This window comes from Pseudonocardia humida (assembly GCF_023898865.1).
Taxonomy (GTDB): domain Bacteria; phylum Actinomycetota; class Actinomycetes; order Mycobacteriales; family Pseudonocardiaceae; genus Pseudonocardia; species Pseudonocardia humida.
In genome coordinates, this window is the sequence record NZ_JAGSOV010000010.1 from 93,522 (window position 1) to 114,948 (window position 21,427).

A 21,427-nucleotide genomic window follows, 5' to 3' on the forward strand; every position below is an offset into this window, starting at 1 on the left:
TCTCGCAGCCCTGGGGTGCTCAGCGCAGCCTGCCTGCACGCTGCGAGGATTCAGCCGGCGCTGCGAGACCGCCTCTGCTCTGCGAGGACTCCCGCCGCGAGCTGGGTCGATCGGGGGTCGCCGACCGGGAGGCCGGTAGTGTCACACGCCCGCCTCCCGCCACCCGGAGATACCACCCCGTGCACCTGAAGAGCCTGACGCTCAAGGGCTTCAAGTCCTTCGCCTCGGCGACGACGCTGCGCCTGGAGCCGGGCATCACGTGCGTGGTCGGGCCGAACGGGTCGGGCAAGTCGAACGTGGTCGACGCGATCAGCTGGGTGCTCGGCGAGCAGGGCGCCAAGGCGCTGCGCGGCGGCAAGATGGAGGACGTCATCTTCGCCGGCACCTCCGGGCGGGCACCGCTGGGACGCGCCGAGGTGACCCTGACCATCGACAACTCCGACGGCGCCCTGCCGATCGACTACTCCGAGGTCTCCATCACCCGCCGGATGTTCCGCGACGGCGCGGGCGAGTACGAGATCAACGGCTCGGCCTGCCGGCTGCTGGACATCCAGGAGCTGCTCAGCGACTCCGGCATCGGCCGGGAGCTGCACGTCATCGTCGGGCAGGGCCAGCTCGACTCGGTGCTGCAGTCCAAGCCGGAGGACCGCCGCGCCTACATCGAGGAGGCCGCGGGCGTCCTCAAGCACCGCAAGCGCAAGGAGAAGGCGCTGCGGAAGCTGGACGCGATGCAGGCCAACCTGACCCGGCTCACCGACCTCACCGCTGAGCTGCGCCGCCAGCTCAAGCCCCTGGGCAGGCAGGCCGAGATCGCGCGGCGCGCCCAGTCCGTGCAGTCCGAGCTGCGCGACGCCCGGCTGCGCCTCGCCGCCGACGACCTGGTCACCCTGCGCGACCAGCTGGCCCGCGAGGAGGCCGACGAGTCGTCGGCGCGGGCCCGTCGCGCGGAGGTCGAGGAGCAGCTCTCGGTGGCCAGGGTCGAGCAGGAGAGGCTGGAGGCCGCGCTCGCCCAGGACGCCCCGCGGCTGGCCGCGGCCCAGGACACCTGGTACCGGCTCTCCGCGCTGGCCGAGCGGCTCGACGGCACCGTGCGGCTGGCCGAGGAGCGCACCCGCCACCTCGCCGAGCCGATCGAGCGCATCCCCGGCCGCGACCCCGACGAGCTGGACGCCGAGGCCGAGGCGGCGGCCGAGGAGGAGGAGCTGCTGGTCGAGACGCTGTCGCAGGCCCGCACCCGGCTCTCCGAGATCATGGACGCGCGCACCGAGCACGAGCGCACCCTGGCCGCGGCCGAGCGCGCCCACCTGGCCGCGGTGCGCGCGCTGGCCGACCGCCGCGCCGGGCTGGCCACCCTCTCCGGGCGGGCCGAGGCGCTGCGCAGCGGGGCCGCGGCCACCGCCGACGAGATCGAGCGGCTGTCCGAGGCCATCGCCGAGGCCCAGGAGCGCACCGACGCCGCCCAGGAGGAGCTGGTGGCCGCCCAGGACGAGCTGGGCGCCTTCACCGGTGAGCAGGGCTCGGTGCGCGAGCTGGAGGACCGGGCGGGCCTGGCCGCGGAGGCGCACGCCGCCGCCACCGCCCGGGTCGGCGAGCTGGTGGCCCGCGAGCGCGAGCTGGAGCAGCGCCGGGCGCACTGGCGGGCCCGGGTCGACGCGCTGGGCGTGGGCATGGCCCGCAAGGACGGCTCCGGCGAGCTGGTCGACACCGACGGCGTCCTGGGCGCCCTCTCCGGCCTGGTCACGGTGGACCCGCCGGCCCGCACGGCCGTCGCCGCCGCCCTCGGCGAGCTCGCCGACGCCCTCGTCGTCGCTGGCCCGGACGCCGCGCTCGCGGCCCTGCGCCTGCTCCGCGACCGCGACGCCGGCCGCGCCGCCCTCGTCGTCGCCCCCGCCCGCGAGCCCGCCCCCGAGGGTCAGGAAAGCCACGTTCAGGTCGCCACAGGACAGGAACGTGGCTTTCCTGAACCCGGGGGAGGGGGGCGCTGGGCCGGCGAGGCGATCACCGGCGGCCGGCTCGCCCCGACCGTGCGGGAGCTGCTGCGCGGCGTGGTGATCGTCGACGACCTCGACGCGGCGCGCGCGGTCGTGGAGGCCGACCCCCTGCTCACCGCCGTCACCAGCGGCGGCGACCTGCTGGGCGCGCACCGGGCGAACGGCGGGTCCGGCGTCGCGTCCACCGCGCTGGACGTGCAGGCGGCGCTGGACGAGGCGCACGCCGAGCGGGAGTCCGTCGAGCAGGAGCTGGCCCGGCTGCGCCCCGCGCTGGAGGGCGCGCGGGCCGAGGAGGCCGCCCGCCGGAGCGAGGTCGAGGCGGCCAAGCGCGACCAGGGGGCCGTCGAGCAGCGCCGCAGCGCCGCGTCGGCGCAGCTGGGCCGCTACGAGCAGGCCGTGCGCTCGGCCGCGGCGGAGGCGCAGCGGCTGCGCGAGCGCCGCGACGGCGTCGAGGACCGCCGGGCCGAGGCGCTGGTCGCCCTGGAGGCGGCCGAGCGGCAGCTCGCCGTGGCCGAGGACGAGCCCGTCGACGACGAGCCGGACACGGAGATCCGCGACACCGCGGCCGAGGCGCTGGCGGCCGCGCGGGCCGAGGAGCTGGAGGCCCGGCTGGCGGTGCGCACCGCCGAGGAGCGGTCGCGCGCCGTCGGGGGCCGCTCCGACGTGCTCCGCCGCCAGGCCGCGTCCGAACGCCAGGCCAGGGCCCGGGCCGAGGCCGCCCGCGCCGCCCGCGAGGAGGCCGCCGGGATCGCCCGGCTGGTCGTCGGGGCCGGCCGGGTGGCGGGGGAGCGGATCGCCGTCTCGCTGGCCGCCGCGGCCGCCGAGCGCGACGCCGCGGCCGCCGCCCGCGACGCCCGCGAGCGCGCGCTGGGCGAGGCCAGGGTGACCACCGGGCGGCTGACCGCGCTGCTGGACAAGCTCACCGACACCGTGCACCGCGACGAGGTCCTGCGCGCGCAGAACCGGCTGCGCCTCGAACAGCTCACCGAGAAGGTGCTCGCCGAGCACGGCCTGGCCGTCGACGACCTGGTCGCCGAGTACGGCCCGCAGTGCCCGGTGCCGGCGTCGGCGGCGGAGGTGGCCGAGTACGAGACCGCCCGCGAGCGCGGCGAGGAGGTCACCGCGCCCCCGCCGATGCCGTTCGACCGGGCCACCCAGGAGCGCCGGGTGCAGCGCGCGGAGAAGGACCTGGCCCTGCTGGGCCGGGTCAACCCGCTGGCGCTGGAGGAGTTCGCGGCGCTGGAGGAGCGCTACCGGTTCCTGTCGACCCAGCTCGAGGACCTCAAGAACACCCGCCGCGACCTGCTCACCGTGGTCCGCGAGGTGGACGACAAGATCCTGGAGGTCTTCACCACCGCCTACCACGACGTCGCCCGCGAGTTCGAGATCGTCTTCGCGACGCTGTTCCCCGGCGGCGACGGCCGGCTGGTGCTCACCGACCCCGACGACATGCTCACCACCGGCATCGAGGTCGAGGCCCGCCCACCGGGCAAGAAGGTCAAGCGGTTGTCACTGCTGTCGGGCGGCGAGCGCTCGCTGACCGCGATGGCGCTGCTGGTGGCGATCTTCCGGGCCCGGCCCTCGCCGTTCTACGTGCTCGACGAGATCGAGGCCGCCCTCGACGACGTCAACCTGCGCCGGCTCATCAGCCTGATGGAGGAGCTGCGCGCGACCAGCCAGCTGATCGTCATCACCCACCAGAAGCCGACGATGGAGGTCGCCGACGCGCTCTACGGCGTGTCCATGCGCGGCGACGGCATCACGACGGTGATCAGCCAGCGGCTGCGCGCGGCGAGCTGAGCGCCCGCTCCGCCGAGGGCGCCCCGCCGGGCCCGGCGGACGGGCGCCGCCGGGCGCTGCGCCGGGGGCACGTGACAGGCTGGGCGGGTGACCACACAGACCCTGTGGATCGTCATCGCGGTGGTGGTGGCGGTCCTGATCGTCGCCGTCGGGCTGGGCCTCTGGCTGCGGAGCAGGCGCCGGATCAGCCTGCGGGAGTCCGACCGTCCCGGCCTCGGCAGCGGCACCGGCACGACCGCGGCACCGCCGCGCCGCGGCGGCACCTACACCGCCTCCGGCGGCTTCGACTTCGCCGCGGGCGGGGCCGCCGACACCGAGCCGCCACCGGTCGGGGAGCGCCCGGCGGGGGCCACCCGCGAGGACGTGGCCCGCCCGGCCGAGGCCGCCGCCGCGCCGACGGACGTCGCGCCGGTCGACGAGGCCCGGGTCGAGACCGCCCCCGCCGACACGGCTCCTGCCGATGCCGCCCCCGCCGACACCGCAGCGGTGGACGCGAGCCGCAACGGAGCCGCCCCGGTCGACGTCCCGCCGCTCGACCCGGCCCGCGTCGACGTCGCCCCGACCGGCACCGTCCCCGCCGAGACCGCGCCCGCGGGCACCGAGACCGCGCCCGCGGGCACCGAGACCGCGCCCGCGGGCACCGAGACCGCGCCCGCGGGCACCGAGACCGCGCCCGCGGACACCGAGACCGCGCCCGCCGAGGCAGCCCCGGTGGACGTCGTCCCACCGGCCGCGCCGCAGGACGCGCCCACCGACGGCACGCCGTTCCCGAGCACCTCCACCGCTCCCGAGGTGGACCCGGACGTCGTCGCCACCGGGCGGACCGCCCCGCCGGAGGAGATCCCCCCGGCCGAGGGCAGGCTGGAGCGGCTGCGCGGGCGGTTGGCCCGGTCGCGGTCGGGCTTCGGGCAGGGCCTGCTGGGCCTGTTGGGCGCGGGCGAGCTCGACGAGGAGTCCTGGGAGGACGTCGAGACGATGCTCCTGCAGGCCGACCTCGGCCCGGAGATGACCATCGAGCTGGTCGAGACGCTGCGCACCGAGCTGGCCCGGCGGGCCGTGCGGACCACCGAGCAGGCACGCACGCTGCTGCGCGAGGTGCTGACCGACGCCCTGCGCACCGACCTGGACCGCCGCGTGCGGGCGCTGCCGCACGACGGCCGTCCCGCCGTCATGCTGGTCGTCGGCGTCAACGGCACCGGCAAGACCACCACCACCGGCAAGCTGGCCCGGGTGCTGGTCGGCGGCGGGCACCACGTCGTGCTGGGCGCGGCCGACACGTTCCGCGCCGCCGCCGCCGAGCAGCTCGCCACCTGGGGCGAGCGCGCCGGGGCCACCGTCGTGCGCGGCGCGGAGGGCGCCGACCCGGCCAGCGTCGCGTTCGACGCCGTCAAGCAGGGCACCGAGGAGGGCGCCGACGTCGTCCTGCTGGACACCGCCGGGCGCCTGCACACCAAGACCGGCCTGATGGACGAGCTGGGCAAGGTCAAGCGGGTGGTCGAGCGCCAGGCCGAGGTCGACGAGGTGCTGCTCGTGCTCGACGCCACCACCGGGCAGAACGGCCTCACCCAGGCCCGCGTCTTCGGCGACGTGGTCAAGGTGACCGGCATCGCGCTCACCAAGCTCGACGGCACCGCAAAGGGCGGGATCGTGTTCCGGGTCCAGCGCGAGCTGGGCGTGCCGGTGAAGCTCGTCGGCCTCGGCGAGGGCCCGGACGACCTGGCCCCGTTCGAGCCCGGGGCGTTCGTCGACGCCCTGCTGGCGACGTGACGTTCGTCGCGCCGGTGGCGCCCGTTCCGACGTCACACCGGTAGCGAAGCGGTAACGGCCGGGACACGTAATCCCGTTGTAACTGCTCGCGCCCGCTCGTTCACCTGCCGGAAACAGCCGCACACGATGCCCGAAACACGGCGATCCGATAGTTCCCGGCGACTGCCGCACCATCGGACCGACTTCGGACCAGCGGCGTGAACGGGAGGGAGTAGGAGTGGGAATCCCCGACACCGGCGATACCGCCTGGATGCTCGCCAGCGCGGCCCTCGTGCTGCTGATGACACCGGGACTGGCGCTCTTCTACGGCGGAATGGTCCGTAGCAAGGGCGTCCTGAACATGATGATGATGAGCCTCAGCGCGATGGGGGTCATCGGAGTCCTCTGGGTCCTGTTCGGCTACTCGATCGCCTTCGGCGACAGCGTCGGAGGAGCCGGGTTCCTCGGCAACCCCGGCGACTACGCCGGGCTGAGCAGCCTGCTCGACGGCACGTACCTGGCCGACGCCGAGGCCGGGACCGAGGTGTCGATCCCGTTGGTCGGGACCATTCCGGCTCTGGTGTTCGTCGCCTTCCAGGGCATGTTCGCGATCATCACCGTCGCCCTGATCTCCGGCGCGGTCGCGGACCGGATGAAGTTCGGTTCCTGGCTGCTGTTCGCCGGCATCTGGGCCACGGTCGTCTACTTCCCGGTCGCGCACTGGGTGTTCTCCTTCGACGAGGTCACCGCGGCCGTGGGCGGTTGGATCGCCAACGACCTCGCGGTCATCGACTTCGCCGGCGGCACCGCGGTGCACATCAACGCCGGTATGGCGGCCCTGGTCCTGGCGATCGTGCTGGGCAAGCGCCGCGGCTGGCCGCGCGAGCCCATGCGCCCGCACAACCTGACCCTGGTCATGCTCGGCGCCGGCCTGCTGTGGTTCGGCTGGTTCGGGTTCAACGCCGGTTCGGCGGTCGGCTCGAACGGCATCGCCGGATTCGCCTTCGTCAACACCGTGGTCGCCACCTCCGCGGCCATGCTGGGCTGGCTGCTCACCGAGAGGATCCGCGACGGCAAGCCGACCAGCCTGGGCGCCGCCTCCGGCGTCGTGGCCGGCCTGGTCGCGATCACCCCGGCCTGCTCGTCGGTCTCGCCGCTGGGCGCGATCGCGATCGGCGTCGTCGCCGGTGTCCTCTGCGCCCTCGCGGTGGGCCTGAAGTTCCGCTTCGGCTACGACGACTCGCTCGACGTCGTCGGCGTCCACCTCGTCGGTGGTCTGGTCGGCACCCTGCTGATCGGCCTGTTCGCCACGGCCAGCTCGCCTGCGGGCGTGGACGGGCTGTTCTACGGCGGCGGGGTCGACCAGCTGTGGCGCCAGGCCGTCGGTGCGCTCGCGGTGATCGTCTACTGCGGCGTGCTGAGCCTGGTCATCGCGCTGGCCCTGAAGTTCACGATCGGCCTGCGGCTGTCCGACGACGAGGAGCGGGCCGGCATCGACGAGAGTGAGCACGCCGAGACCGGTTACGACTTCTCCACCCTGCGCAGCGCCGGTGGTGGCCTCGGCACCCCGCGCCCCGACGCGGCCACCCCCGCGGCGGCCGAGACCGTCGCGGCAGCATCCGGCAAGGAGGGCTGAAGGCATGAAGCTGGTCACGGCGATCGTCAAGCCGTTCGTCCTGGAGGACGTCAAGGGCGCCCTGGAGCAGATCGGCGTGCTGGGCATGACGGTCAGCGAGGTCCAGGGCTACGGACGGCAGAAGGGGCACACCGAGGTCTACCGGGGCGCCGAGTACTCGGTCGACTTCGTGCCCAAGGTCCGGGTGGAGGTCGTCGCCGACGACACCCTCGCGGACAAGGTCGTGGACGCCGTGGTCGAGGCCGCCCGCACCGGCAAGATCGGTGACGGCAAGGTCTGGGTGACCCCGGTCGACACGGTCATCCGGGTCCGCACCGGCGAGCGCGGCTCGGACGCGGTCTAGGCACGGTCAGCGGACCCGAGAACGACACCGGTCACGACGCCGGGGCCCGCCTGCACCGCTCGTCGGTGCGGCGGGCCCCGGTGCTTTCCCCCATTCCCCGCGGTTTCCCGCCGACCGCGCCATCCGCGATTTCCCGCCACAGCTCGGCTCCGATCGGAGAACGTCGTCATGAAGCTCGTGACCGCCATCGTCAAGCCGTTCGCCCTGGACGACGTCCGCGCCGGCCTGGAGCGCCTCGACATCGCCGGGATGACCGTCAGCGAGGTGTCCGGCTACGGCCGCCAGCGCGGGCACACCGAGGTCTACCGGGGCGCCGACTACCAGGTCGACTTCGTGCCCAAGGTGCGCATCGAGGTCGCGACCGACGACGACCAGGTGGACAAGGTGATCGACACCGTCATCGAGGCCGCCCGCACCGGCAAGATCGGTGACGGCAAGGTCTGGGTCACCGCGGTGGAGACCGTGGTGCGCGTGCGCACCGGCGAGCGGGGTGCCGACGCGCTGTGAGTGCCGGGAACGCGGTGTCGGGGGACGCGGGCGACCTGGTCCGGGCCAAGGCGGTGCTCCTGGAGCCCGGGCCCGGGAAACGCAGGCTGGGTCCGGAGGCGCTGCGCGCGGCCCTGGTGGACCTGCACGACTTCTGGCTGTCCTCGCGGTCCGCCACCATCGGGTTGACCGACCGCGCCGCGCTGGTCGCCGTCGGGGCGCTCGGGCGCCGGGAGCTCGCCCCGTTCTCCGACCTCGACCTGGTGCTGCTGCACGACGGGCGCAAGGACGTCGACCGGCTGGCCGAGCAGCTGTGGTACCCGCTGTGGGACTCCGGGGTCGGCCTCGACCACTCGGTGCGCACCCCGGGGCAGGCCGTCCAGGTCGCGGCGACCGACCTGCGCGCCGCGGTCGGGCTGCTGGAGGCCCGCCACATCGCCGGCGACGCGGCGCTGTCGAGCAAGGTCGGCGCGGCCGTGCGGCAGGCGTGGCGGGCGGGGATCCGCGGCCGGTTCGACGAGCTCGCCGACACCGCCCGGGCCCGCTGGGCCAAGGTCGGCGACGTCGCGCACCGCGTGGAGCCCGACCTCAAGAACGGCCACGGCGGGCTGCGCGACATCCAGCTGATCGACGCGCTGGCCGCCGCGCAGCTGGTCGACCGCCCCGCGGGCGAGGTGCTGGAGGCCCGCAAGCTGCTGCTCGACGTGCGCACCGAGCTGCACCGCATCGCCGGGCGCGCCCGCGACGTGATGCGCGCCCAGGACGCCGACGAGATCGCCGCCCAGCTGGAGATCGCCGACCGGTTCGAGCTGGCCAGGGCGCTGTCCGGGGCGGCGCGGGCGGTCGCCTTCGCCGCCGAGACCGGCCTGCGCTCCGCCCGGTCGGCGCTGCCCCGCCGCGGCCTGGCCGCGCTGCGCCGCCCGCCCGTGCGCCGGCCGCTGGACACCGGCGTCGTGGAGCACGCGGGGGAGGTCACCCTGGCCCGCGACGCCGACGCGGCCCGCGACCCCGGGCTGGTGCTGCGGGTGGCCGCGAGCGCGGCCCGCACCGGGATGCCGGTGGCCGCGGGCACCCTGCACCGGCTCGCCGACACCGCCCCGGAGCTGCGCGAGCCCTGGCCGCGCACGGCGCTGGCCGAGCTGCTGTCGCTGCTGGGCACCGGCCGGGCGATGGTCGACGTCGTCGAGGCGCTCGACCGCACCGGGCTGTGGGGCAGGCTGTTCCCGGAGTGGGGCGCGGTCCGCGACCTGCCCCCGCGCGATCGCGCGCACGTCTGGACGGTCGACCGGCACCTCGTCGAGGCCTGCGCGCAGTCCGCCCGGCTCACCACCCGGGTGGCCCGTCCCGACCTGCTGCTGGTCGCGACCCTGCTGCACGACATCGGCAAGGGCCGCGGCGAGGACCACTCGGTGGTGGGGGAGTCGCTGGCCCAGCAGGTCGGGCGGCGGCTGGGGTTCACCGAGCCCGACGTGGCGGTGCTGGCCGCGGTCGTGCGCCACCACCTGCTGTTGCCGCACACCGCCACCCGCCGCGACCTGGACGACCCCGCCACCGTGTCCCGGGTCGCCGAGACCCTCGACGCGGCGGTCCCGGGCAACGGCGCGCTGCTGCTCGACCTGCTGGGCGCGCTGGCCGAGGCCGACTCGCTGGCCACCGGCCCGGGGGTGTGGAGCCCGTGGAAGCGCGCGCTCATCGGCGACCTCGTGCTGCGCTGCCGGGCCCTGCTCGCCGGCGAGGCGCTGCCGGCCCCGGCCACCCCGACCGCGGCCGAGCAGGAGATGGTCACCGAGTCCAGCGCCGACGGGCGGCCCCGCGTGCGCCTCGACGGCAGCGCGGAGCCGGCCACGGTGGTCGTGGTGCTGCCCGACCGGCCCGACGCCCTGGCCGCGGCCACCGGCGTGCTCGCCCTGCACTCGCTGGAGGTGCACGCCGCCGAGCTGCGCACCGTCGAGAAGACGGCGGTGTTCACCTTCACCGCATCGCCCCGCTTCGGCGGCCTGCCCGACGCCGCGCTGCTGCGCTCCGACCTGGTCCGGGTCCTCGACGGCAGCTTCGCGCTGGCCGAGGCGCTGGCCCGCAAGGAGCGCGACTACGCCCCGATGAACCCCGGCGGCGAGCCGCCCGCCCCGCCACGGGTGCTGTGGTTCGACGACGAGGCCACCGGCGCCCTGGTGCTCGAGCTGCGCGGCACCGACCGCATCGGGCTGCTGCACCGGGTGGCCGGGGCGTTCGAGGACGTGGGCGTGGGCCTGCGCTGGGCCAGGGCCGCGACGCTGGGCGCCTCGGTCGTCGACTCGTTCTGCCTGGACTGCGCGCGGGACCCGGACCCGGCCGAGCGCAGGCGGATAGCCGAGGCGGTGCTCGCCGCCGCCGGGTGAGCGGGCCACCCACTAGGCTCGCCGCACTGGGGCCGCCTACAGGGAAGCGATCCGGTGACTACGGAACGAAACGGGCGGATCGTACGTTCCACCCACGTGACCACGCTCGCCCTGCCGGGCCGAGCCCTGTTGCTCGTCGCCGGGATGCCGGGCGCGGGCAAGTCGACGCTGCTGCGCGGGGTCGCCGCCCGGCCGGGCCTGCGGGTGCTGGACTCCGACACCTACCGCTCCCGGATGGCGGCCGTGATGGGCCCGGTGCCCTACGCCTCGTACCGGCCGGTCGTGCACGCGTGGCACCGGCTCGCGGTGCTGGCCGCGGCCGCGTCGAGGGCGCGCACGGTCGTCGTCCACCTGCCGGCCACGGCCCCCCGGATGCGCGCCGCGGTGCTCGGGCTGGCCGCGCTGACCGGGCGCGACCCGCACCTGGTCTGGCTGCACGTCGACCCCGAGCAGGCCCTGCGCGGCCAGCGCGAGCGCGGCCGGGTGGTGCCGAGCTCGTCGTTCCTCGCGCACGCCCGCCGCGCCGCCGCGACGACGGCCGAGCTGCGCGCCCCCGGAGGTGCCCGGGGCTGGCGGTCGGTGACCGTGCTCGACCGCGACTCCGCCCGCGAGGGCCTGCACCTCGACACCGGGGCGTGCCCGGTGCCGTCGCGCCCGCAATCGGCGCCGAAGGCGCCGGTGGAGCGCGCCCGGAGCACACCCCAGTAGGCTGAGAAGGGTGTTCGACACCCTCTCCGAGCGCCTCGGCGCCACCCTCGCCAACCTGCGAGGCAAGGGTCGGCTGTCCGACGCCGACATCGACACGACGGCGCGCGAGATCCGCATCGCGCTGCTGGAGGCCGACGTCGCCCTCCCGGTGGTGCGCGGGTTCATCGCCCGGGTCAAGGAGCGGGCCAAGGGCGTCGAGGTCTCGGGCGCGCTGAACCCGGCCCAGCAGGTCGTCAAGATCGTCAACGACGAGCTGGTCACGGTCCTGGGCGGCGAGACCCGCCGCATCCGGTTCGCCAAGGAGCCGCCGAGCGTCGTCATGCTGGCCGGCCTGCAGGGCTCGGGCAAGACCACCCTGGCCGGCAAGCTGGCGCACTGGCTCAAGGGCCAGGGCCACGCCCCGCTGCTCGTCGCCTGCGACCTGCAGCGCCCCAACGCCGTCACCCAGCTGCAGATCGTCGGCGAGCGGGCGGGCGTCACCACCTTCGCGCCCGAGCCGGGCAACGGCGTCGGCGATCCGGTCGACGTCGCCCGCCGCGGCGTCGCGCACGCCCGCGAGAAGATGTTCGACATCGTCATCATCGACACCGCGGGCCGGCTCGGCGTCGACGAGGAGCTGATGCGCCAGGCCTCCGACATCCGCGAGGCCACCCGGCCCGACGAGACGCTGTTCGTCGTCGACGCGATGATCGGCCAGGACGCCGTGGCCACGGCGGAGGCCTTCCGCGACGGCGTGGGCTTCACCGGCGTCGTGCTCACCAAGCTCGACGGCGACGCCCGCGGTGGTGCCGCGCTGAGCGTGCGCGAGGTGACCGGCCAGCCCATCCTGTTCGCCTCCTCCGGCGAGAAGCTGGCCGACTTCGACGTCTTCCACCCCGACCGGATGGCCTCGCGCATCCTGGGCATGGGCGACCTGCTCACCCTGATCGAGCAGGCGGAGAGCGCCTTCGACCAGGAGCAGGCGGCCGCCACGGCGGCCAAGATGTCCACCGGCGAGCTGTCGCTGGAGGACTTCCTCGAGCAGATGCTGGCCATCCGCAAGATGGGCCCCATCGGCAACATCCTCGGCATGCTGCCGGGCGCGAACTCCGGGCAGATGAAGGAGGCGCTGGCCCAGGTCGACGACAGGCGCCTGGACAGGTTGCAGGCGATCATCCGCGGCATGACCCCCGCCGAGCGGGCCGACCCGAAGATGATCAACGGGTCCCGCCGGCTGCGCATCGCCAACGGCTCGGGCGTGAGCGTCAACGAGGTCAACGAGCTGGTCAAGAACTTCTTCGAGGCCCGCAAGCAGATGAAGCAGATGGCCGGGCAGTTCGGCTTCGGGGGCGCGGCGCGCAGCGCCACCCGCAAGCAGGCCAAGGGGCGCAAGGGCAAGAAGGGCGCCAAGCGGCCCACCGGGCGCGGACCCGCCCGCGGCGCCCTGCCCACCGGCTTCGGCGGCATGCCCGACCTGTCCGGCCTGCCGCCGTCGCTGCGCGAGCTGCCCCCCGGCATGGACCAGCTGCCCCCCGGCTTCGACCCCAGCAAGCTCAAGTTCCCGAAGAAGGACGGCTAGCCGGGTGTACCGCCTGCGCGGCGTCCTGCTGCCCGACGAGGAGACCGTCGAGCTCTTCGTCGGGGCCGACGGGCTGATCGCCGCGGAGCCGCTGCCCGGCGCCGAGACCCTGGTCGACTCCGGGTTCCTGGTGCCGGGGCTGGTCGACGCGCACTGCCACGTCGGGCTCGGGTCGAACGGCGGCGCGGTCGACCTGGCCACCGCCGAGGAGCACGCGACGACCGACCGCGACGCCGGCGCGCTGCTCCTGCGCGACTGCGGCTCCCCGACCGACACCCGACCCCTGCAGGGCCGCGCCGACCTCCCGGAGATCGTCCGGGCGGCGCGGCACCTGGCCCGGCCCAAGCGCTACGTCCCCGGGCTCGCCCTGGAGCTGGACGACCCGGCGCTGCTGCCCGACGCGGTGGCCGAGCAGGCCGCCGCCGGCGACGGCTGGGTCAAGCTCGTCGGCGACTGGATCGACCGCGGCGTCGGCGACCTGGCCCCGCTCTGGCCCGACGACGTGCTGGTCGCGGCGATCGACGCGGCGCACGCGGCGGGCGCCCGGGTCACCGCGCACGTCTTCGGGACCGAGGCGCTGCCCGGGCTCGTCCGCGCCGGCATCGACTGCATCGAGCACGGCACCGGCCTCACCGACGACCTCATCGCGGAGATGGCCGAGCGCGGCACCGCGCTGGTCCCCACCCTGATCAACATCGACACGTTCCCGGACATCGCAGGCCGGGCCACCCGCTACCCGGCCTACGCCGGGCACATGCGCGAGCTGCACGCCGGCGCGCGCGACGTCGTGCGCCGGGCCGTCGAGGCCGGGGTACCGGTCTACGCGGGCACCGACGCGGGCGGGGTCATCGCGCACGGGCGCATCGCCGACGAGGTCGTGGCCCTGCACGCCGCGGGCCACCCGGACGCGCTCGGCGCGGCCAGCTGGGCGGCCCGGGAATGGCTCGGCCGTCCCGGTCCCGTCCCAGGGGCCCCGGCCGACCTCGTGGTCTACCCGACCGACCCGCGCACCCACCCGGACGTCCTGCACCGCCCCACCCTGATCATGCTGCGCGGGCGGGTCCTGCCCGGTCGCGGCTGATCGACGACACGCGGCGTCCGGCCCCCCGGGCCGGTAGCGTCGTGCGGGTGGGACCTGCGGACAACGACGAGCGGCCCGGCGAGACGGGCCCGGAGGACGAGGGGTCCCGCGCGGGAGGCACGCCCTCCCCGAGCGCCGAGCCCGCCGAGCACGCGGCCCCGGCCGACGCACCGCCCGACGCGATGGCGCGCCCCGTGGAGGAGCCGATCGCGGTGGCGAAGGGCACCCCGTCCCACGGCGCGGCGGCCAACGGCTCGGGCAACGGCTCGGGCAACGGTCACGGCGAGGGCGCCGCGGCGGCCCTGTGGTCCGCGCCGGACTGGGACCCGGCCGCCCAGGATCCGCGTCCGGCCGCCCTGTCCGCGGCCGCCCCGTCCGCGACCGCCCCGTCGGTCGGTCCGCCGCCCGTCGGCCCGCCCCCGCCGCATCCGCCGACCCCGCGGTCCGGGCCGTCCGCGCCCGCCCCCCGCACGCACCGCTGGGGGCTCGGCGCCTACCTGCTCGTCGAGGCCATCTTCCTCGGCGCCTCGCTGCTGATCAGCCAGCTGCTGGCCACCGACGGCCCGCCCCAGGCCAGCAGCCTGGCCATCGCGCTGGCCACGCCGACCGTGCTGGCCGCGGCCACGGCGCTGCTGATCACCCGGCTGCGCGGCAACGGCCCGGTCGCCGACCTGGGGCTCACCCCGACCTGGCGCGACGTCGGGCTCGGGGTCGCCTTCGGCGTCGGCGGGCTGGTGGTCACCATCCCGGCCTCGGTGCTCTACGTCGCCGTCGTCGGCGAGGACGCCAGCTCCGCGGTCGGCGACGTCTTCGGCGACGTCTCGGCGTCGGTGCCGTGGGCGCTGGTGGTGTTCGTGATCGTCGTGCTCGTCGCGCCGCTGTGTGAGGAGATCGTCTACCGCGGGCTGCTGTGGGGCGGGGTGGAGCGGCTGGCCGGGCCGCGGGCGGCGTTCGGGGTCTCCACCCTGCTGTTCGCGCTGGCCCACTTCGAGTTCGCCCGCACGCCGTTGCTGCTGGTGGTGGCCCTGCCGATCGCCGTGGCGCGGTACTACACGGGCAGGCTGACGGCCAGCGTGATCGCCCACCAGATCAACAACCTGCTGCCGGGCGTCGCCCTGCTGCTGGGCCTGCTGGGCTTCGTGCCGCTGGCCTGAGCGGCCCGGGGCGGTCCGCACGGACGCCGCCGTGCACGACACGCCGGTGCGTCTGGCAGAATGGTCGATCGACCCGCGGCGGGCCCTCTACCGTGCCGCGGCCAGCACACGTCGAGCGAGCGCTGCCCGTAACCCCACGCGAGCCGCGCGGGCTCACCCGTAGCACCACCAGATCCGCGAGGAGCACCAGACAGCGTGGCCGTCAAGATCAAGTTGATGCGGTTGGGCAAGATCCGTCAGCCCTACTACCGCATCGTCGTCGCCGACGCTCGCAGCCGCCGCAGCGGCCGGGCCATCGAGACCATCGGCAAGTACCACCCGAAGAACGAGCCGAGCCTGATCGAGGTCGACTCCGACCGCGCGCAGTACTGGCTGGGCGTGGGCGCGCAGCCGACCGAGCCGGTCCAGCACCTGCTCGAGATCACCGGCGACTGGCAGAAGTTCAAGGGCCTGCCGGGCGCCGAGGGCACCCTGAAGCCGCAGGCCGAGAAGGTCGACAAGCTGGCCCGCTTCCAGGCCGCGCTGGCCGCCGCGGGCGAGGAGCCCACCACCGAGGCGACCACGCCGCGCAAGCGGGGCGACCGCCGGCCCAAGGCCGGCGACGGCGCCGAGGGCGCCGGCGAGGGTGAGGCCGCCGGGGCCGCAGACAAGTCGTGAGTGTCCTGGCTGACGCTCTCGACCACCTCGTCCGCGGCATCGTCGACCACCCGGACGAGGTCCAGGTGGAACTGGTGACCACCCGGCGCGGGCGCACGCTCGAGGTCCGGGTGCACCCGGAGGACCTGGGCAAGGTGATCGGCCGCGGCGGGCGCACGGCGACCGCGCTGCGGACCGTCGTCGGCGGCATCGGTGGCCGGGGCGTGCGGGTGGATGTCGTCGACACCGACCGGTAGCGGCACCGAGGTCCTGGTGGGGGTCGCCGTGCGGGTCCACGGCCTGCGCGGCGAGCTCGCCGTCGACCTCCACACCGACTCGCCCGACGAGCGGTTCGCTCCCGGCGCCGTGCTCCGCGCGCGCCGGGACGGCGCCGCCGACCGCCTCCTCACCGTGGAGGCGGCCCGCCGCCACAGCGGGCGGCTGCTCGTCCGGTTCGTCGAGGTGCCCGACCGGGACGCCGCCGAGGCGGTCCGCGGCGTCCGGCTGCTGGTCGACACCGGTTCGCTGCCGCCGCCGGACGACCCGGACGAGTTCCACGTCCACCAGATCGAGGGCCTGCGGGCCGAGCTGGCGGACGGGACCGCCGTCGGCACCGTCCACGAGGTCGTGCACGGCCCGGGCGGCGAGCTGCTCGTGCTGCGCAGGCCCGACCTGCCCGACGCGCTGGTGCCGTTCGTGCGGGCCATCGTGCCGACCGTCGACCTGGCGGGCGGCCGGGTCGTGCTGACCCCTCCGGAGGGACTGCTCGACCCGGAGTGACACCTCCTCGTGGAACGGGGCGCCACACGTGGCGCCCCGTTTTCGTGCCCGACACGTCAACTTGGGTTGACAGGCCCGAGACGTCAACGTAGGTTGACGTCATGACGGATGCGACGAAGGTCGCGGCGGCGGCGTCCAGCAGGGACCCGGCCGTCGGCCTGGCGGCGGTGGCGTCCCTGCGGGGACTGCTGGAGTCGCTGGAGGAGCTGCAGGTGAGCAACGCCAGGGCGCAGGGCTGGTCCTGGCAGCAGATCGCGGACGTGCTGCGGGTGACCCGGCAGGCCGTCCACAAGAAGTACCGCCGGTTCGGGCTGTAGAGGGGGAGCGATGTTCGAGAGGTTCACGACGAAGGCCCGCGACACCGTGATCGGCGCCCAGGAGGTGGCGCGCCGGTTCGACGCCGACACCGTCGGGTCCGAGCACCTGCTCGCGGCCCTGTACGAGCAGCGGGGGAACCTGGCCCTCACGGTGCTCGAGGCGCTCTCCGTGCCGCGCGAGGAGGTCGAGGCCGAGCTGGAGCGGATCCGCACCGGCGGCGTCGCCACCCCGTCGGACGCCGAGGCCCTGGCCACCCTGGGCATCGACCTCGACGAGGTGCGCCGCCAGGTCGAGGAGGCGTTCGGGCCCGGTGCGCTCGACCGCACCCGCAGCGGCATGAGCAGGCGGTGGGGGTGGCGCAAGGGCCACCTGCCCTTCGGTCGGGACGCCAAGAAGGTGCTGAACCTGGCCCTGCGCGAGGCGCTGCTGCTCAAGCACAACTACATCGGCTGCGAGCACATCCTGCTCGGGATGCTGCACGAGGGCACCGGGGCGGCGGGGGTGTTCCTGCGCAGCCGCGGGGTGCGCCAGGACGCCACCCGGATCATCGTCGAGGAGCTGCTCAAGCGGCGCCGGGCCGGCTGAGCCCGACCGGGTGGGGCTGGGACGATCGGCGCCGTGCGCATCGACGTGGTGACGATCTTCCCGGGCTACCTGGCGCCGCTGCGCGAGGCGCTGCTCGGCCGGGCGATCGAGGCCGGGCTCGTCGAGGTGGCGGTGCACGACCTGCGCGACTGGACCCACGACGTCCACCAGGCCGTCGACGACGCGCCCTACGGCGGCGGCCCCGGCATGGTGATGAAGCCGCAGGTCTGGGGGGAGGCGCTGGACGCCGTGCTGGCCGCCGACGAGCGCCCGGCCCGGTTGGTCGTGCCGACCCCGGCCGGGCGCCCGTTCCGGCAGTCCACCGCGCAGGCCTGGGCGGGCGAGCAGCGCCTGGTCTTCGCCTGCGGCCGCTACGAGGGGATCGACCAGCGCGTGGTCGACGAGGCCGCCGCGCGGATGCCCGTCGACGAGGTGAGCATCGGCGACTACGTGCTGGTCGGCGGCGAGGTGGCGGTGCTGGTGATGGTGGAGGCGGTGGCCCGGCTGCTGCCCGGGGTGCTGGGCAACCCCGTCTCCGCCGAGCAGGACTCGTTCTCCGACGGGCTGCTGGAGGGCCCGGCCTACACCCGCCCCCTGACGTGGCGCGGGCTGTCGGTGCCCGAGGTGCTGCGCAGCGGCCACCACGGCGCCATCGCCCGCTGGCGGCGCGACCGGGCGCTCGAGCGCACCGCCGACCGCCGACCCGACCTGCTCGCCGCGCTGCCCGCCGACGCGCTCGACGCCGCCGACCGGGCCTTCCTGGAGTCCCTGCGGGACGGGTGATGTCACCCGTCCCGAGCGCGTCTGGCATCATGGACGGGTTGCTGGCGCCCGGCGGACCTGCGCCGGGCAGGCCCGGCGCCTCCCACCCCGTGGCGACGGCGCCCCCGCACGATCTCTATCACGCACGCACCGAGGACGGATCTTCGCGATGAACACCCTGGACGCCCTGGACGCGCAGAGCCTGCGCTCCGACATCCCCGCCTTCCGGCCGGGCGACACGCTCAAGGTGCACGTGAAGGTCATCGAGGGCACCCGCTCCCGCGTCCAGGTGTTCCAGGGCGTGGTGATCCGCCGCCACGGCGCGGGCTCCCGGGAGACCTTCACCGTCCGCAAGATCTCGTTCGGCGTCGGCGTCGAGCGCACCTTCCCGGTGCACTCCCCGAACATCGACAAGATCGAGGTCTTCACCCGCGGCGACGTCCGCCGGGCGAAGCTGTACTACCTCCGTGAGCTGCGCGGGAAGGCCGCGAAGATCAAGGAGAAGCGCGAGACCCCGTCCGCGTCCTGACCGCGGCTCCGGCCTTCCCGTAGCCTCATGGGCGTGGCCCCACCCGAGCTCCCCGACGATCGGCGGGCGACCCCGCGGCGGTACCCGCCCGCGGAGACCCCGGTCCCGGTCCGTCATCGAGCGGACGGCGGGGCACCCCTCCCGGGGCACCCCCCGGCAGCGCCCGGCGAGCCGGTAGCGGGGCCCGGGGGGTTCCCCGCGGCCACCGGCCACCCCAACGGGAACGGCGCCCCGGCCAACGGGGCGCCCCCCACCGGCGCGCCCGGCAACGTCGCCCCGAACGGCCGCGGTCCGCACGGCGGCCCCCACGGCCACCCGCCCCACGGCGCCCCCGACGGCCACAGCCGCAACGGGAGCGCGCCACCGCCCGCCGGGCGCCCCCTGCCGGTCAACGGCTCCGGCCCCGGCCGGCCCGCGGGCGCCGTGAACGGCCACCCCCATGGCGATCCCCGTCGTCCCGGCCCCGGGCACCCCGACGGCGCGTTCCCCGGCGGCCCCCGTCGGCCGGAGGCGGCGCGGCGCGGCCCGGCGGAGCCCGGCGGCGGCGCCCGCGCCATCCCGCCGCCCACCCCGCTGCCGCCCACCCAACCGCCACCCGGTCAGCTGCCCGCGCCCCGGTACGCCGGCGACGCCCGCCCGCAGCCCGGTGGCCCCCGCGCCCCGGAGCGCACCGGAGCCGTCCGGCCCCCGGCCCCGCCGTCCGGCCCCGGCGGCTTCCCGTCCGACGAGCCGACCGAGGCCCTGCGCGTCGACGGCGCCGGCCCGGGCAGGCGCTCGGCCGACGGGTCCGACCCCGACGCCACCGAGGTCATCGCCAGGGCGGGCCGCGACTCGTCCGACCCCGCCGCCGACCTCGACGCCGACGCCGGCGTCGACCTCGACGCCGACGACCTCGACGACCTCGACGACGACCGCCGCGCCAGCCGCCGCGACCGGCGCCGCTCCGGCGACACGGCGGGCAGCCGCCCCGCCGCCGAGTACAAGAAGCAGGCCGAGGCGCTGGCCCGCAAGAAGCCGCGCACCGGCCGCAGGCGCCGCCCCGCGTTCTGGCGGGAGCTGCCGCTGCTGGTCGTGGTCGCCCTGCTGCTGACCTTCCTCATCCAGACGTTCCTGGCCAAGGTCTACGTCATCCCGTCCGGGTCGATGGAGCTCACGCTGCACGGCTGCACGGGCTGCAACAACGACCGCGTCCTGGTCGACAAGGTCACCGGCCGCTTCGCCGACCCGGAGCCCGGCGACGTCGTGGTGTTCCGCGGGCCCGACAGCTGGAGCAGCGAGGTCTCCGTGGCCCCGCCGAGCAACGCGCTGGTCGCCGGCCTGCAGCAGCTCGGCTCGCTGATCGGCATCGCACCGCCCGACGAGAAGGACTTCGTCAAGCGGATCATCGCGGTGGGCGGCCAGACCGTGCAGTGCTGCGACAGCCGCAACCGGGTCATGGTCGACAACCAGCCCCTCGAGGAGCCCTACGTCTACTACCTCCCCGAGGCCGGCCCGCCGCGGCAGGAGGCCTTCGGGCCGGTCACCGTGCCGCAGGGCCAGCTCTGGATGATGGGCGACAGCCGCAACAACTCCTCGGACTCGCGCGTGCCCGGCCACGGCCCGGTGCCGGTGGAGAACGTGATCGGCGAGGCCCGCCTGGTCGTGCTGCCGATCGACCGCTTCGGCTGGATCGACTCGGTCGACCCGCGGAGCACCACGGCGGTCGGCATGGGCGCGACCGGGGCCGGGGGCGTTCCGCTGGCGCTGGGCGCGCTGTTCGCGGTGCCGCTGCTGCGCCGCGGCCGCCGCTCGTTCGACCCCCGCGCCCACCGGCGCGACCGCCTCGACGGCTTCCTGCCGGACCGACGACGGTGGCGCTGACCACGGCTCCTCCGCCGCCGGCCGGTCCGGGCGACGGGCCCGCCGGGCCGGATGCGGCCCCCGGCGCGCGTGCGGCATCGTGGTCCTCCGACCCCGCCCCGCCGCACCCCGCTCCCGAGATCGCCGCTCCCGAGATCGCCGCCCCCGAACACGCCGCCCCGCCGGAGACCGCCCTCCCGATGCCCGCTCCCCGCCGCACCGCGGCCCACGCACGACCCCGCCGACCCGCTCGGCCGATCCTGCCGCCGGAGTTGCGCCCCGCCCGCGCCGTCGTCCGGCGCTCGGCCGGCACCTGGACCCTGCAGACCACGCTCGACCGCCACGGGCTCGGCCCGGTCGCCGGTGTCGACGAGGCCGGTCGGGGAGCGTGCGCCGGCCCGCTCGTCGTGGCGTCCTGCGTGCTGCGCAGCGGCGACGCCAAGCGCCTGGCCGGCCTGACCGACTCCAAGCTGCTGACCGCGCCCGCCCGCGAGGAGTACTACGAGCTCATCCTGCGCTGGGCCGCCGACCACGCGGTGATCGTCATCCCGCCGGAGGAGATCGACCGCCGCGGCGTGCACGTGGCCAACATCGAGGGCATGCGCCGCGCCGTGGCCGGTCTGGCCGACCGGCCCGGCTACGTCCTCACCGACGGTTTCGCCGTGCGCGGCTTCGGCGCGCCCGCGCTGGCCGTGCCCAAGGGCGACCAGGCGGCCGCCTGCGTGGCCGCGGCGTCGGTGCTCGCGAAGGTCACCCGCGACCGGATCATGGTGGCGCTGGACGCCGAGCACCCGGAGTACGGGTTCGCCGAGCACAAGGGCTACTGCACCCCCGTGCACGACGCCGCGCTCGCCGCGCACGGACCGAGCCCGGTGCACCGCTTCTCCTTCGTCAACGTCCGGGCCGCCCGCGCCGCGCGCCCCGCGTCCGGCGCGGTCGACCCGGCGGTCAACCCGGTGGAGGACCCCGCCGATGTGGGGCCGACCGGGGTCAGGGTCCACAATGGGTCGCCCACCGACGGGTTGTCCGAGGTGGGTTCCGGAGGGGGAATGCGACTGTGAGCGTGATCGTGGGCTCACCGCCGGGCGCCGCGGACC

Annotated in this window: 19 protein-coding genes; all 19 read left to right on the forward strand. The window is 75.7% G+C overall.

What is annotated here, in order from left to right; translation table 11 throughout:
• Positions 1–179 precede the first annotated feature (179 nt).
• Positions 180–3,791 (forward strand): chromosome segregation protein SMC, encoded by a 3,612-nt coding sequence (smc, locus tag KDL28_RS04765; RefSeq protein ID WP_252435966.1) that lies wholly within the window; start codon positions 180–182, stop codon positions 3,789–3,791.
• A gap of 87 nt (positions 3,792–3,878) precedes the next feature.
• A complete protein-coding gene (ftsY, locus tag KDL28_RS04770) occupies positions 3,879–5,558 on the forward strand; it encodes a signal recognition particle-docking protein FtsY (protein WP_252435967.1) in 1,680 nt (559 codons plus the stop codon).
• A 250-nt stretch (positions 5,559–5,808) separates the two neighbouring features.
• A complete protein-coding gene (locus KDL28_RS04775; RefSeq protein WP_252436034.1) occupies positions 5,809–7,173 on the forward strand; it encodes an ammonium transporter in 1,365 nt (454 codons plus the stop codon).
• A 4-nt stretch (positions 7,174–7,177) separates the two neighbouring features.
• Positions 7,178–7,516, forward strand: a complete 339-nt coding sequence (locus KDL28_RS04780; RefSeq protein ID WP_252435968.1) for a P-II family nitrogen regulator — start codon at positions 7,178–7,180, stop codon at positions 7,514–7,516.
• A 168-nt stretch (positions 7,517–7,684) separates the two neighbouring features.
• Positions 7,685–8,023, forward strand: a complete 339-nt coding sequence (locus KDL28_RS04785; RefSeq protein WP_252435969.1) for a P-II family nitrogen regulator — start codon at positions 7,685–7,687, stop codon at positions 8,021–8,023.
• Positions 8,020–10,380: a [protein-PII] uridylyltransferase gene (locus KDL28_RS04790; protein WP_252435970.1), complete on the forward strand. Its 2,361-nt coding sequence runs from the start codon at positions 8,020–8,022 to the stop codon at positions 10,378–10,380. Before KDL28_RS04785 ends, KDL28_RS04790 begins: the two co-directional genes overlap by 4 nt.
• A gap of 96 nt (positions 10,381–10,476) precedes the next feature.
• Positions 10,477–11,088 carry a P-loop nucleotide/nucleoside kinase family protein gene (locus KDL28_RS04795; protein WP_252435971.1) on the forward strand — a complete coding sequence of 204 codons (612 nt, stop codon included), beginning with the start codon at positions 10,477–10,479 and terminating at the stop codon, positions 11,086–11,088.
• 10 nt (positions 11,089–11,098) lie between these two features.
• On the forward strand, positions 11,099–12,646 hold the full coding sequence (gene ffh, locus KDL28_RS04800) for a signal recognition particle protein (protein ID WP_252435972.1): 1,548 nt from the start codon (positions 11,099–11,101) through the stop codon (positions 12,644–12,646).
• 4 nt (positions 12,647–12,650) lie between these two features.
• Positions 12,651–13,727 carry an amidohydrolase family protein gene (locus KDL28_RS04805; RefSeq protein WP_252435973.1) on the forward strand — a complete coding sequence of 359 codons (1,077 nt, stop codon included), beginning with the start codon at positions 12,651–12,653 and terminating at the stop codon, positions 13,725–13,727.
• Between the two features lie 47 nt (positions 13,728–13,774).
• Entirely contained in the window at positions 13,775–14,881 is a 1,107-nt protein-coding gene (locus tag KDL28_RS04810) for a CPBP family intramembrane glutamic endopeptidase (RefSeq protein WP_252435974.1), read from the forward strand.
• Positions 14,882–15,076: 195 nt separating this feature from the next.
• Complete coding sequence (rpsP, locus tag KDL28_RS04815; protein WP_252435975.1) at positions 15,077–15,538, forward strand: 30S ribosomal protein S16; 462 nt, start codon at positions 15,077–15,079, stop codon at positions 15,536–15,538.
• Complete coding sequence (locus KDL28_RS04820) at positions 15,535–15,774, forward strand: RNA-binding protein (protein WP_252435976.1); 240 nt, start codon at positions 15,535–15,537, stop codon at positions 15,772–15,774. The genes rpsP and KDL28_RS04820 overlap by 4 nt, the downstream gene beginning before the upstream one ends.
• Positions 15,752–16,297: a ribosome maturation factor RimM gene (rimM, locus tag KDL28_RS04825; protein ID WP_252435977.1), complete on the forward strand. Its 546-nt coding sequence runs from the start codon at positions 15,752–15,754 to the stop codon at positions 16,295–16,297. The genes KDL28_RS04820 and rimM overlap by 23 nt, the downstream gene beginning before the upstream one ends.
• 101 nt (positions 16,298–16,398) lie before the next feature.
• Positions 16,399–16,614, forward strand: a complete 216-nt coding sequence (locus tag KDL28_RS04830) for a helix-turn-helix domain-containing protein (RefSeq protein WP_214406799.1) — start codon at positions 16,399–16,401, stop codon at positions 16,612–16,614.
• A gap of 10 nt (positions 16,615–16,624) precedes the next feature.
• Positions 16,625–17,200 carry a Clp protease N-terminal domain-containing protein gene (locus KDL28_RS41340; RefSeq protein ID WP_308215923.1) on the forward strand — a complete coding sequence of 192 codons (576 nt, stop codon included), beginning with the start codon at positions 16,625–16,627 and terminating at the stop codon, positions 17,198–17,200.
• Between the two features lie 33 nt (positions 17,201–17,233).
• Entirely contained in the window at positions 17,234–17,983 is a 750-nt protein-coding gene (gene trmD / locus KDL28_RS04845) for a tRNA (guanosine(37)-N1)-methyltransferase TrmD (RefSeq protein WP_252435978.1), read from the forward strand.
• Between the two features lie 148 nt (positions 17,984–18,131).
• Entirely contained in the window at positions 18,132–18,491 is a 360-nt protein-coding gene (gene rplS, locus KDL28_RS04850) for a 50S ribosomal protein L19 (protein ID WP_252435979.1), read from the forward strand.
• Between the two features lie 33 nt (positions 18,492–18,524).
• On the forward strand, positions 18,525–20,351 hold the full coding sequence (gene lepB / locus KDL28_RS04855) for a signal peptidase I (protein ID WP_252435980.1): 1,827 nt from the start codon (positions 18,525–18,527) through the stop codon (positions 20,349–20,351).
• Positions 20,352–20,530: 179 nt separating this feature from the next.
• Positions 20,531–21,391 carry a ribonuclease HII gene (locus KDL28_RS04860; protein WP_252435981.1) on the forward strand — a complete coding sequence of 287 codons (861 nt, stop codon included), beginning with the start codon at positions 20,531–20,533 and terminating at the stop codon, positions 21,389–21,391.
• Positions 21,392–21,427 lie beyond the last annotated feature (36 nt).